9 protein-coding genes are annotated in these 12,644 nt (G+C 73.7%); 4 read left to right on the top strand and 5 right to left on the bottom strand.

Features of this window, described 5'->3' with window-relative positions; genetic code table 11:
- Positions 1-153 precede the first annotated feature (153 nt).
- The 3 genes from DNL40_RS08505 to DNL40_RS08495 all read right to left on the bottom strand — a co-directional run bounded on the left by DNL40_RS08505 (position 154) and on the right by DNL40_RS08495 (position 5,716).
- Positions 154-1,410, bottom strand: a complete 1,257-nt coding sequence (locus DNL40_RS08505; RefSeq protein WP_111250805.1) for a glycoside hydrolase family 16 protein — start codon at positions 1,408-1,410, stop codon at positions 154-156.
- Between the two features lie 233 nt (positions 1,411-1,643).
- Entirely contained in the window at positions 1,644-4,292 is a 2,649-nt protein-coding gene (locus tag DNL40_RS08500) for a methyl-accepting chemotaxis protein (RefSeq protein ID WP_111250804.1), read from the bottom strand.
- 104 nt (positions 4,293-4,396) lie between these two features.
- Positions 4,397-5,716 (bottom strand): MFS transporter, encoded by a 1,320-nt coding sequence (locus DNL40_RS08495; protein ID WP_218926018.1) that lies wholly within the window; start codon positions 5,714-5,716, stop codon positions 4,397-4,399.
- 81 nt (positions 5,717-5,797) lie between these two features.
- On the opposite strand from DNL40_RS08495, the gene DNL40_RS08490 reads away from it, so the two are divergent.
- The 3 genes from DNL40_RS08490 to DNL40_RS08480 all read left to right on the top strand — a co-directional run bounded on the left by DNL40_RS08490 (position 5,798) and on the right by DNL40_RS08480 (position 8,047).
- Positions 5,798-6,724 (top strand): EamA family transporter, encoded by a 927-nt coding sequence (locus DNL40_RS08490; protein WP_111250802.1) that lies wholly within the window; start codon positions 5,798-5,800, stop codon positions 6,722-6,724.
- A 205-nt stretch (positions 6,725-6,929) separates the two neighbouring features.
- Positions 6,930-7,469, top strand: a complete 540-nt coding sequence (locus DNL40_RS08485; protein WP_179951004.1) for a hypothetical protein — start codon at positions 6,930-6,932, stop codon at positions 7,467-7,469.
- 161 nt (positions 7,470-7,630) lie between these two features.
- A complete protein-coding gene (locus DNL40_RS08480) occupies positions 7,631-8,047 on the top strand; it encodes a hypothetical protein (protein WP_111250801.1) in 417 nt (138 codons plus the stop codon).
- A gap of 64 nt (positions 8,048-8,111) precedes the next feature.
- Here the strand turns inward: DNL40_RS08480 and DNL40_RS08475 are convergent, their stop codons facing one another.
- Together DNL40_RS08475 and DNL40_RS08470 are read right to left on the bottom strand one after the other, a co-directional pair.
- Positions 8,112-10,313 (bottom strand): acyl-CoA dehydrogenase family protein, encoded by a 2,202-nt coding sequence (locus tag DNL40_RS08475; RefSeq protein ID WP_111250800.1) that lies wholly within the window; start codon positions 10,311-10,313, stop codon positions 8,112-8,114.
- Positions 10,310-11,080 carry a TetR family transcriptional regulator gene (locus tag DNL40_RS08470; protein WP_342766636.1) on the bottom strand — a complete coding sequence of 257 codons (771 nt, stop codon included), beginning with the start codon at positions 11,078-11,080 and terminating at the stop codon, positions 10,310-10,312. Before DNL40_RS08470 ends, DNL40_RS08475 begins: the two co-directional genes overlap by 4 nt.
- A gap of 247 nt (positions 11,081-11,327) precedes the next feature.
- Between DNL40_RS08470 and DNL40_RS08465 the strand changes: the two genes are divergently transcribed.
- Positions 11,328-12,635 (top strand): acetyl-CoA C-acetyltransferase, encoded by a 1,308-nt coding sequence (locus tag DNL40_RS08465; protein ID WP_245885789.1) that lies wholly within the window; start codon positions 11,328-11,330, stop codon positions 12,633-12,635.
- Positions 12,636-12,644 lie beyond the last annotated feature (9 nt).

The following is a 12,644-nucleotide window of genomic DNA, read 5'->3' as shown; positions in this document are numbered from 1 at the left end:
CGGGATCCTAGGGGATCGCACGATCGACGTCCGGTGGACCCTCAGTCTTCACCCAGCCGCCGCAGCCTGGTCAGGCAGGCGCGCACGGGGTGGCCGGCGTCGCCGACCACCCCGTGTCACACCGTCATGCCGTCATGCCGTCATGCCGTCACCTCACGGCAGGATCCACCTCTGGACCGAGCTGCCGTCGCAGTCGGCGATCTCCAGGCGGGTGCCGTCGTTCTGCGCGCGCCCGACGGGCTGCAGGCAGCGCCCGGACTGCGGGTTGCGCAGCGCCTGGCTGCCGTTCACGTGCGTCCAGCGCTGGGCACCGGAGCCGTTGCAGTCCCACAGCTGCACGCGGCTGCCGGCGGCCGTGGCGCCGTCGGCCACGTCGAGGCACTTGCCGAACGCACGCAGCGAGCCGTCCTGCGCGACGGTCCACCGCTGCGCCTGGTTGCCGTTGCACCAGGCGAGCTGGATCGGCGTGCCGTTGGCCTGCGCGGCACCCGCGACGTCGAGGCAGATGCCGTTGCTCGCCGTGATGGTGCCGGCGCGCTCGCCGCCGCCACCGCTGCCGGTGCCGTCCTGGGAGTAGACGCGCACATAGTCGACGAGCATCTGCTGCGGGAACTGGGTGCTGCCGTCCGGGTAGCCGGGCCACTGCCCGCCGACCGCCACGTTGAGGATCATGAAGAACGGCTGGTCGAACACCCAGGGGTTCCCGCGCGTGTCGTTGCGCGTGATCGTCTGGTAGGCCACACCGTTCACGGACCAGGTGATGGAGCCCGGCGACCAGTCGACCGCGAAGGTGTGGAAGTCGTCGGCGAACGACCAGCCCTGCGGGTGCATGTAGGAACCCGTGAGCGGGTTGCCGCCCGAGTAGCCCGGGCCGTGCAGGCTGCCGTGCACCATGTGGGGCTCGAAGCCCACGTTCTCCATGATGTCGATCTCGCCCGAGTCCGGCCACTGCGTCTGCGGGAAGCCCGACCCGAGCATCCAGAACGCCGGCCAGATGCCCTGGCCGCGGGGGATCTTGATGCGCGACTCGATGCGCCCGAACTGGGGCTGGACCTTGCCCTGCGTGGTCATGCGCGCGGAGGTGTAGCTCCCGTCCGCCTCGCGGCGCGCGGTGATGACCAGGTTGCCGTTGCCGTCCAGGGCGGAGTTGGCGCGGCTGTTCGTGTAGTTCTGCAGCTCGTTGTTGCCCCACCCGTGGTTGCCGGTCTCGTGGTTCCAGTACGCGGCGTTCGGGGCGGCGCCAGCGGGTCCGTCGAACTCGTCGGACCAGACCAGGGTGGCCGCCGTGGTGCGGGGCCCCGGGTCGGGGGCGGCCGCGGCGGTGCCGACGCCACCGGTCACGACGGCGGTCAGGGCGAGCGCCAGCGTGATCAGGGCGGAGGTGGTGCGGGCTCGTTGATGGGTACGCATCGGGATGCTCCCTCGCGGACGGTTCCTCCTGCCCTGCGGAGCTGCAGGGCAGGTACGGCTCGGCGACGGCGCGCACGACGGTGGTCGCACCTCGGCGACCGCCTCGACGCGCTGACGCCCGCCCTCATGGAACCCGAGAGGGTGAAACGGACACAAGGGGCAGAACGCATCACGGTACGTTCCCTGCTCACGTTCCAGTTCCGCTGAACTGTTGCTCAGGAAACCAGCGGGAGCTACGCCTCCGGCCGGTCCCGGTCCTCGCCCTGCTCAGCGCCGTCGTCCCGGGCGTCCCGCTCTGCCCCGTGCCCGGCGTCCTGCGCTGCCTCGCGCTGCGCGTCCCGCTGGGAGGTCCCCGGTCCCGCGCCCGCCCCGTCGGCCTGTTCCGCGGCCTCCGGCTCGGGGCCGCCGTCGCCCCCGGCGCCCAGGAGGTCCTCCGCGCCGTCGGCGGCCGCGTCGAGCTCGGCGGTGGCGTCGTCCGTGCGGAGGTCCTCGCCGTCGCCACCGGTGCCGTGGGACAGGGCGTGGTCGTCAGCGGCCGCGTCGTCGGCGTGCACGACGGCGGGGCCCGCCGCCCCCGCGTCCTCGACCTCGGCGGGTTCGGCCTCGGCGGGTTCGGCCTCGGCCTCGGAGTCCGACTCCGGCGCGGCCTCGCTCCGGGGCAGCACCGCCTCGACACCCAGCAGGAAGCCCTCGACCTCTCCGTGCAGCGCCTCCGACACCTCGGTGAGCTCGTCCACCGCACCGCGGACCTCGAGAGCACCGGACTGCGACTGCTCGGCCGAGCGCGCCACGAGGGCGGCGCTCTGGGCGATCTCGCTGGACGTGCCGGCCGCCACGAGCAGGTTGCGCTCGACGTCGGACGTCGTGGTGGCCTGCTCCTCCACGACGGCGGCGATGGACGACTGCCGCTCGTCCACAGCGGCGATCTGCTCTGCGAGACGCTCGATGGCACGGCCGACGTCGGTGGCGTCGCGCGAGACCGCCTCGAGCACGGGCCCGATCTCCCCGATGGCGGTGGTGGTCTGCTGGGCGAGGTCCTTGACCTCGCCCGCGACGACCGCGAAGCCCTTGCCGGCCTCACCGGCCCGGGCGGCCTCGATCGTCGCGTTGAGGGCCAGGAGGTTGGTCTGCGCGGCGATCTGGGTCACCACCTTGAGCACCGAGGCGATCTGGGAGGAGGACTCGCGCAGGCGCACGGCCACCTCGGCCGCCTCCGTGGTGACGCCCACGGCCTGCGCGGCCTGCTCCGACGCGTCGCCGACGTCCCGGGCCACCGCCTCGATGGTGGTGCGCATCTCCGTCATCGCGGCGGTGACGGCCTGGACCTCGTCGCTGACGACGCCGGCGCTGGCGGCCGCCTGCTGGGCACTGGCGGAGGTGTGCCCGGCGGCCTCCTCCAGCTCGCCGCTCGAGGAGGACAGCCGCTCGGCGGTGCGGCGAGCGGCCTCGGCGCCCCGCCGCATCTGGTGCAGCGCGGCGCGCATCGCCCGGATCGCCTCCCCCAGCGCGTTGCCCATGACGCCGATCTCGTCGGCGCCCTCGCCGCGCACGTCGACCGACAGGTCGCGGCCGGCCACACGGCGCAGCGCCCCGGTGAGCCGCTGGACGCGCCGCACGATGCGACCGGAGGTCCAGACGACCCCCGCGGCGACGACGAGCGCGACGAGCACGCCCACGCCGAGCTGCGTCCACACCAGGCGCCGCGCCCCCGCGGCCAGCTCCTTCTCCGCGGCGTGCAGCTCGGCGTCGGGCACCCACGCCGCCACCGTCCAGCCCCACGGCTTGTACCGCTGCGCGAGCACCGTCGCCGGGCCGTCCGGCAGGTCGACGCCGAGCTCGACGGAGTGGACCGACTGCGACCCCGCGGTCACGAGCCGGGCGGCGACGTTGCCCAGCCCGTCGGTACCGCCGGGCGGCGGCACCACCCAGGAGCCGTCGTCGGCGACGACGGTGACGTACCCGGAATCGGCCACCACCGACTTGGCGATCGCCTTGCGCACCGGCCCGTCGATCTCGGACTGCGGCGTGCCGACGAACATCATGCCGACGACCTGCTCGTCCACGACGAGCGGCACGTAGGCGCTCGCGTACGGCTCCCCGAGCACGGGGGCGATGCCGTAGTACGTCCTGCCCGCCAGCGCTGCCGCGACCACGGAGTTGGCGCCACCGCCCGCGACCTGGGACGGGATGTAGGTGCCGATGGCACGGCGACCCTGCCCGTCCTCGACGGTGGTGGCCACCCGCAGCATGTCGCCCTCGCGGTTCATGCGCTGGAAGATCGTCGCCTCGGAGCCGAGCATGGCGGCCACCTCGTCGACCACCGGCGAGGCCACGTCGGGGGCCGTGTTGCGGCCGAGAGGCTCGCCGCCCAGGAGCAGGGCCGGCAGCTCGACGGTGGTCTGCGACCCGTCGAGCTGGCTCGCGGCCGCCCACTCGACGGGTTCGCCGAAGCTCAGCGGGCCGCTGGCCTCCAGGATCGCCTGCGCCACGCGCACCTCGGTGGCGAGACGCTCCTCGACGGTCATCGCCTGGGTGTCGACGAGCGCGACCGACCGGTCGACCGTTCCCTCGAGGTCGTGCCGCACGAGGTCGGCGACGTCCTGGCCGGCGTCGGCAGCCAGGGTGGACACCTGCCACCCGCCCACCGTGGTGACCACGACGGCGGTGACCACGACGGCGCCCACGCCGCCCACCGACAGCTGGGCCCGCAGGGACCGGCCGAGACCGGGCAGGCCCCTGCCGAGCAGCCGACCGAGACCCGCCGGGCGGCCCGGGCGGCCGGAGCCGCCGGAACGGCGCAGCCCGCCGAGGCTGCGCAGTCGGCCAGGGCTGCGCAGTCGGCCGAGACGAGGCGTTCGGCCGAGGCCGGGCAGGGTGCGCATGCGAGGGGGCTGCCTTCCGGTGCGGCGATGTTTGCCTCTTCAACATCGGCGCGCGGGGCGACGGGGTGAGCGTGCCGGCTGACACGTGCCGACATTCACCCACGTCAGACGGCGTGCAGCTCGACCCCCTTGCGCTCCGGCATGAACCAGACGGCCACCGCCGCGGCCAGGCACACGAGCACGAAGTAGAGGGTGAACGCCCACTGCATGCCCATGCCGTGCAGCCACTGGTTGAGGTAGAGCGCGGTGCCGCCGAAGATCGCGACGCTCAGGGAGTTGGCGATGCCGATGGTGCGGGCGCGGTAGCGGGTGGGCAGCTGCTCGGACAGCAGCGCGGAGTACATCGAGTTGCCCATCGCGACGAACACGAGCGCGACCGTCTGGGCGACCAGGAGGGTCCACGGCTCGGCGGAGATCATCCCCATGAGCGGGAAGGACAGCACCACGAACCCCAGGGCGAACGTAAGCGTGACGGGCTTGCGCCCGATCCGGTCGGACACGATCCCGGCCACCGGCATCAGGCAGACGCACACGGCCTGTGCCACGAGCGAGGAACGGAACGCCGCGGACGCGTCCATGCCGTGCTGGGTCTGGGCGAGGGTGGAGGCCGAGGTGAGCCACGTGTAGAACACGACGGAGATCGCGGCGACGAACCAGAAGATGCGGAACCCGGACCAGAAGACGCCCCGGCGCACCTCCGGCGTCGCAGGAGCGTCGTCCGAGGCGGCGATGTGCGCCACGGCCTCCGACTCCATCATGCGCCGGCGCAGGAACATCACGACGACGGACAGCGCCGCCCCGAGCAGGAACGGCACCCGCCACCCCCACTCCGCCATCGCCTCGGCCGGCAGGGCGGCGGTCAGGCCCCAGCCGAGCGCGGAGGCGAGCATGGAGCCCACGAGCACCCCCGTGGACAGGGTGGAGGAGAAGAACCCGCGCCGCGCAGCCGGGGCGATCTCGGCGATGTAGGCGTACCCCGCCGTGGACTCGGCGCCGTGCGCCAGGCCCTGGACCAGGCGGGCGACGAGCAGCATGACCGACGCCCAGACGCCCGCCGTGGTGAACGACGGCGTCAGCGCGATGAGCAGGGACGCCGCCGACATCGTCAGCATGGTGGCGATCATGACGGTGCGGCGCCCGTGCCGGTCCGCGAGGTACCCGGCGAGCACGCCGCCGACAGGGCGGAACACGAAGCCGACGCCGAAGATCGCCAGCACCTGGAGCAGGGACGAGGCCGGGTCCTCGGACGCGAAGAGAGCAGCCGTGAGGAACGGCGTGAACACCACGTAGATGTTCCAGTCGAACCACTCGAGGCCGTTCCCGACGGCGGAGGCGAGCATGGAGCGGCGCCGCGTGGCCGCCGTGACGGGAGGCGTCGCAGGATCGTGGGCGGGCCCGTTCGTGGACGGGGCGGAGGCTGTCACCGCGCGAGCGTAGGCCCGCGAGCGCCGTCCGGTCCGTGACCCGCACCACGGCGGCCGTGCCGGGCGCGGCAGGATGTGCCCGTGCCCCTGCGTCACAGCCTCCTCGCCACGCTGGTCACGGTGGTGTGGGGCCTCAACTTCCTGGCGATCGACCACGGGGTGGCCGAGGTGCCACCTGCTCTGTTCGTGGCGATCCGGTTCGTGGTGGTGCTGCTGCCCGCGATCTTCCTGGTCCCGCGGCCGGCAGCACGGTGGCGCGACGTCGTGGCCGTGGGCGCGTTCATGAGCCTGGGCCAGTTCGGCCTGCTGTACACCGCTCTGGCGCTGGGCATGCCGCCAGGGTTGGCGTCGCTGGTGCTGCAGGCGCAGGTGGCCTTCACGGTGCTGCTGGCGCTGGCGGTGCTCCGGGAGGTGCCGACGGCGGCGCAGGTGGCTGGCGTGGTGCTGGGTGCGGCGGGGCTGGTGGTCGTGGCGCTGGGGCGTGGGGCGGCGACGCCGGCGGGGGCGTTCTTGCTGACGGTGCTGGCCTCGGCGAGCTGGGCGACGGGCAACGTGGTGGCGCGCCGGGCGGCGGGCCGGAGGCGGGCTGCGGCTCCCGCCGGGTCGCCGGCGCTGGCGGGACTGTCGATGACGGTGTGGTCGGCGCTGGTGGTCCCGGTGCCCATGCTGGCGTTGTCGCTGGTGCTGGACGGCCCGGACGCGGTGGGTCACGCGCTGGCGCACCTGGGGTGGACCGCGGTGGGCTCGACGCTCTACACGGCGTGGCTCGCGAGCCTGTTCGGGTACGGCGTGTGGAACATGCTGCTGTCGCGATACCCGGCGTCGTCCGTGGTGCCGTTCACCATGCTGGTGCCGGTGGTGGGCCTGGCGGCTGCCTGGGTGGTGGAGCGCGAGGTGCCGACCGTGGGCGAGGCGGCGGGCGGGGTGCTGCTGCTGCTCGGGGTGGCCGTGACGACGGTGCGACCGCGCCGTCGTCACGACCGGCACGCGCCGCCGGTGCCTGCCTGAGCCGCCACCGGCACCGCGTTGCACCGCCCCGCACCGCCGTCGGGGCAGTGGGGGCAGCGCGGGCAGCGCGGGCGGTGCGGGCGCTGTGCAGGCGCTGCGCGGGGTCGGGAGCGGCGCTGGTCTCGCGGCGCAGGCCCGGGTGACTTGTTGTGACGTGGGTCACAACAGCCTCGTGCCCAATATCACACGGTGGTTTGATGCGCATGTGCAGATCCTTCGAACCTTTACCCCGGACGCCTTCACGTTCGGGCTGGCGTCGTGGTCGTGGCTGGGGGTCCACGGCAAGACGCCGCGATTCACGACGGCGTTCGGCGACGTCTTCCTCGAGTCCCTCGAGGGCTGGTGGCTCCTCGACACCATCGAGGGCACCCTGACCCTGCGCTGGGCCACCGCCGTCGACCTCTACGCCGAGCTCGACTCCCGCGAGGGGCGGGAGGAGATCCTCCTCGAGGACATCTACCTGGAGGCTCACCGCCTCGGCCTGCGCCCCCGCGAGGACGAGGTGCTCGCCTTCTCGCCCCACCCGGCCCTCGGTGGCCGCCTCAGCGCCGAGAACTGCACACCCGTGCGCTTCGAGCTGGCCCTCCGCCTCGCCGGCGAGGTGCACCAGGAGCTCCTGCGCACCTCCCCCACCGCCGCCAGCCCCTCGTGGAGCCAGGTGCACGAGCTCTCTCCGTGGGAGCAGGCGCCCACCGACCCCGCCCCGGGCTCCTGGCAGCCGTCCGGCTGGGACCACCGGTACTGACCCGCGGCCCCCGGGCACGGAGGCGCGCCCTCCCACTCCACCGAGGCCACCGAGCAGCGGGGTGACGCGCGCCACGACGCCGCGCCCGGGATGCAGGTGACCCTCAGGTGTCGTCCCATGGTGGGGGACGATCGTCGAAGGGAGCCGTGAGGATGAGGGCCGTGCTGATGACCGGAGCCGGGGTCGCCCTGGTGGACGGAGCGCTGCTCGGACTCGCCCTCGGCACCGGCCGCACGGCGCTCGCCGTCGCCGCCGCGCTCGTGGGGGTCGTGGCCGCCGTCGTGCTCGGCTGGCTGACCCCGGCGCCGCAGACGCAGACCGCCAGCACCGTCACGCTCGGGGTGCCCGTCACCCCCACCGTCCCCCCGGCAGACGCCGAGGCGGCGGACGCCGCGACGACGGGCGCCGCGGCGGCGCAGGCAGCGGAGACCGGAGCCGCCGGCGTTCCCCTGGAGGCGCCTGCGACGCCGGCCGGCACCGCTCCGGATGCCGCTCCCGGCCTGGCCCCCGCCCCGGTCCCCGGCGTCGGAGCGGACGCCGACGACGACGAGCCCCTGACCACGCCGGCGGCCGCCTGAGCGACCGCCGTCGCCGGCACGACGAGGCCCCGGGCGTTGCCGCCCGGGGCCTCGTCGTGTCACGTCAGGCGGTACGTCGCCGCAGCGCCTTCTCGCTCACCGGGGCGGTGCCCTCCGCACGCTGCCGCGCGTAGTAGGCCCGCGCCTCGTCCTGACGCTCCTTCTCCGCCCCCGTCGCGATCTTCGCGCGCAGGTGGTCCGGCCCCAGGCCCCAGGCGTCGACGAGGTCGAGCACGTGCGGGCGCAGACGGCGCAGGAGCGCGTCGATCTCGGCCGTCACGGCGCGTCCGCGCTGCGCCGAGAGGCGACCGTTGAGCAGGAACCACGCCAGGTCACGCTCGATGACGGTCAGGGCGTACAGGTCGCGCACCCAGCGCAGCACCCGGCGGGTCTCGGCGTCCTCGATCTTGCCGAGCGCCTCGGTGAACAGCTCCCACCGCACCAGCTCGGCGTGCGAGCGTGCCGCGTCGATCAGCGCCACCTGGTGGTCGTCGAAGATCTCCTGGGCGCGCTCCGGCGACGCCTTCTGCGCCGGCCGCAGCGCCAGGGCGACCTCCTCCACCTTGGTGGCCACGCGGTCGCTGAGCAGCTCGCGCTGCGTCGCGGTGTCGAGGCGGCCGCCGGAACGGGTCGCCACGTCCGTGAGCGTCTGCGCGGCGCGCCGCAGGGGGGTGCGGTGCAGCAGCTTGTCGACGGCCTGGTCCACCACGAACCGGGCCATGCCCTGACCGGTCTTGACCTGCTTGCCGAGCGCCTTGCCGTAGTCGCTCACCAGCCGCTTGGCCACCAGCTGCAGGAGGATCGTGTTGTCCCCCTCGAACGTGGCGTACACGTCGAGGTCGGCCCGCAGGCTCGTGATGCGGTTCTCGGTGAGGAAGCCCGCACCGCCGCACGCCTCGCGGCACTCCTGGAGCGTCTTGAGCACGAAGTCGGTGGACGTCGCCTTGAGCGCCGCCGCCATCGTCTCCAGGTCCTCGCGGCTCTCCGGGGTGTCCGAGCGGCCGCTGAAGACGTCGTCGAACAGGTCGAGCAGGCGGTCGTGCGCGAAGTGCATCGCGTACGTCTCGGCGATGCGCGGGAAGAGACGACGGCGGTGGGTGGCGTAGTCGAGCAGCACGATCTCGTCGACGGGCGAGGCGCCGGTGAACTGGCGGCGCTCGGCCCCGTAGCGGGTGGCGATGGCCAGGCCCACCTTGGAGGCCGTGATCGCCGCACCGTCGAGCGAGACGCGCCCCTGCACGAGCGCGCCGAGCATCGTGAAGAACCGGCGGCCGGGGCTGTCGATCGACGACGTGTAGGTGCCGTCGGGGGCCACCTGGCCGTAGCGGGCCAGCAGGTCCGTGCGGGGGATGCGCACCTGCGTGAAGTGCAGGCGGCCGTTGTCCACACCGCGCAGGCCGCCCTTGAGGCCGTCGTCCTCCCCGCCCACGCCGGGCAGGAACTCCATCGTCTTCGGGTCACGGATCGGCACGTAGAAGCAGTGCACGCCGTAGTTGACGCCGCCGGTGACGAGCTGGGCGAACACGGTGGCCGCCGTGGCGTGCACCGCCGCGTTGCCCAGGTAGTCCTTCCACGCGGCGCGGAACGGCGTGTGGATGACGAACTCCTGCGTCTGCGGGTCGTACGTCGCCGTGGTGCCGATCGAGGCGACGTCGGAGCCGTGGCCGGTCTCGGTCATCGCGAACGCGCCCGGCACCGACAGGTCCATCGCCGCCGGGAGGAGGCGGTCCTGCTGCTCCGGGGTGCCCAGGTGGAGGATCGCGGAGGCGAACAGGCCCCACTGCACGCCCGCCTTGATCTGCAGCGACGGGTCGGCGAGCGTCAGCTCCTCGAAGCCGGCGAGGTTCGCGCCCGGCGAGTCGCCTCCGCCCAGGCGCTCGGGGAACGCCAGCCAGGTCTGGTGGTCCGGCTCGGACGCCAGGAGCCGCATCTGCTCGAGCACCCGCTCGCGGTGCTCGTCCATCGACAGGGACTCGTCCTTCCAGAAGGTCGGGTCAGTGGCGCGCTCGCGGGCCTTGGCACGCCACTGCGGCCAGCGGCCCAGCAGCACGTCGTGCAGCGCCGGCACGTCCACGCGCGGTCCGGGCTCCTGCTCGCCGGACGCCGCGGTCGTGGGGCGCACGGCGGGGCGCGCCGGGGCACCGGAGGCCGGGACGTCGTGCGGCGCCGTCGTCGTGGCGACGTCGGCGGCGGGCGTGGCCTCGACGGGCTCGGGGGCGCCGGTGGCGCCCGCGGGCTCGGCGGTGCGGTCGGAGGTGGTCGTCATCGCTTGTTCTCCGTGCTTCCGTGGTCGCCGGCAGCGGCGCCGGCGGTCTCCTGAGGGATCGGGCGGGGGTCGTGAGCGTCGTCGGGCTGGCCGTGGCCCTGCAGCACCCCGACGGGGCCCTTCCACAACCAGAGGGTCACCTGCTCGGTGAGCTCCTCGCGGTCGAGCGTGGTGGCACCGGCCTCGCGGCGGGCCAGCCACCACTCGCCGGAGCCTCGGACGAACCCGACGGCACCGGCGGCCCACGCCGCAGCCGCGTCGGTCGAGACGTCGGCGACCTGCGCGAAGGGCTCGGCGACCAGCTCGATGACCGAGTCGAGGTAGGCGCTCAGCGGGGTGTCGGGGGTGCCCACCGCGCCGGGCCGGGCGTCGGGGCCCTCGGCGGGCTCGACGCCGGCGATCGAGGTGCGCGTGACGAACCAGTACACGTGCGGGGAGTGCTCGATCATCTCGAGGTAGACGCGCACCATGGCTCGCAGGGCGGCCAGGGGGCTCGGGGCCTCGGTCGCGGCCCGGGCGAGCGCGTCGTGCATGTCGGCCACGACGGCCGAGGAGACGGCCAGGCGCAGGCCGGCCTTGTCCTCGAAGTAGCGGTAGACGATCGACTTGGACGTCCCGGCGGCCGCGGCGATCTCGTCCATGGAGACGCCGGGGCCCGACCGGTGCACCGCCTTGCGGGCCGCGTTCACCAGCTCGCGCCGGCGCGCCGCACGGTGGTCGTCCCACCGCGTCGAGCGCCCGTCCAGGTCCCGTGTCATCGCCGCCATCGCCGCTCCCCTGTGATCAGGCTCACGAGACCGAGAGTATCAGGTACTGTGAGTTGCACGTCACAACGAGTTGCCCCGCCTCAGGGCACCGCAGGACGATCGACGAGTCACGAGCCTCGCGAGCAAGAACCGACCCGAGCCCCTCGAGCGAAGGAACGACGAAGTGGCCACACGCTCCACGGCCTCCGCGGCCAAGACCACCGGGACCAGCGCCCGGACCACCCCCAGCACGCCGGACGCGCCCGCCCTGCGCGACGCCGTCGTCGTCGGCGGCAACCGCATCCCCTTCTCCCGGGCCGGCAAGAAGTACGCCGACGCCTCCAACCAGGAGATGTTCACCGCCGCCCTCGAGGGCCTCGTCGCCCGGTTCGGCCTCCAGGGCGAGCGCCTGGGCGAGGTCGTCGGCGGCGCCGTCCTCAAGCACTCTCGCGACTTCAACCTGATCCGCGAGTGCGTGCTCGGCTCTTCCCTGTCTCCCCAGACCCCGGCCTACGACCTCCAGCAGGCGTGCGCCACGGGCCTCGAGGCAGCCATCGCCGTCTCGAACAAGATCCGGCTGGGCCAGATCGAGTCCGGCATCGCCGGCGGCACGGACACCGTCTCCGACGCCCCCATCGCCGTGAGCGAGGGCCTGCGCCGCGCCCTGCTCGACGCCTCGCACGCCAAGACGCTCCAGCAGCGGCTCAAGGCGCTCGCCAAGGTGCGCCCCGGCGACCTCAAGCCCCTCAGCCCCGCCACCGACGAGCCGCGCACCGGCCTGTCGATGGGCGAGCACCAGGCCATCACCACCGCACGCTGGGGCATCACCCGCGAGGCGCAGGACGAGATCGCGCTCGCCAGCCACAAGAACCTCGCCAAGGCGTGGGAGGCCGGGTTCTTCGACGACCTGGTCACCCCGTTCCGCGGCCTGACGCGCGACGACAACCTGCGCGCCGACACCTCCATGGAGAAGCTCGCCAAGCTCAAGCCCGTCTTCGGCAAGCACCTGGCCACTGCGGACGTGCCCGCCGAGCCCACCATGACGGCCGGCAACTCCACCCCCCTGACCGACGGCGCCTCCGCCGTGCTGCTCGCCTCCCGCGAGTGGGCCGAGAACCACGACCTGCCCGTCCTGGCCCGGTTCGTGGACGCCGAGACCGCCGCCGTCGACTTCGTCCACGGCCACGAGGGCCTGCTCATGGCCCCCGTGCACGCCGTGCCCCGCCTCCTGGCCCGCAACGGCCTGACGCTCGACGACATCGACCTGTTCGAGATCCACGAGGCGTTCGCCTCCACGGTGCTCACCACGCTCGCCGCGTGGGAGGACGACGAGTACTGCCGCACCGAGCTGGGCCTCGACGGCGCGCTCGGCAAGGTCGACCGCTCCAAGGTCAACGTCAACGGCTCCTCGCTCGCAGCCGGGCACCCCTTCGCGGCCACCGGCGGGCGCATCCTGGCCTCGGCGGCCAAGCTGGTGTCCCAGCGCGCCGCCGAGACGGGCAAGCCGGTCCGTGCCCTGATCTCGGTCTGCGCCGCCGGCGGTCTGGGCGCCACCGCGATCATCGAGTCGGCCTGAGGCACCGAG

Source organism: Xylanimonas oleitrophica (genome assembly GCF_003244315.1).
GTDB lineage: Bacteria > Actinomycetota > Actinomycetes > Actinomycetales > Cellulomonadaceae > Xylanimonas_A > Xylanimonas_A oleitrophica.
The sequence above is the reverse complement of the archived record's forward strand: the minus strand, read 5'-3'. Positions and strand labels throughout refer to the sequence as shown.

Coding starts and splice junctions, on each gene's coding strand:
- DNL40_RS08505 (WP_111250805.1), bottom strand. CDS start 1,410: ATGCGTACCCATCAACGAGCCCGCACCACCTCCGCCCTGATCACGCTG.
- DNL40_RS08500 (WP_111250804.1), bottom strand. CDS start 4,292: ATGCGCACCCTGCCCGGCCTCGGCCGAACGCCTCGTCTCGGCCGACTG.
- DNL40_RS08475 (WP_111250800.1), bottom strand. CDS start 10,313: ATGACGACCACCTCCGACCGCACCGCCGAGCCCGCGGGCGCCACCGGC.
- DNL40_RS08470 (WP_342766636.1), bottom strand. CDS start 11,080: ATGGCGGCGATGACACGGGACCTGGACGGGCGCTCGACGCGGTGGGAC.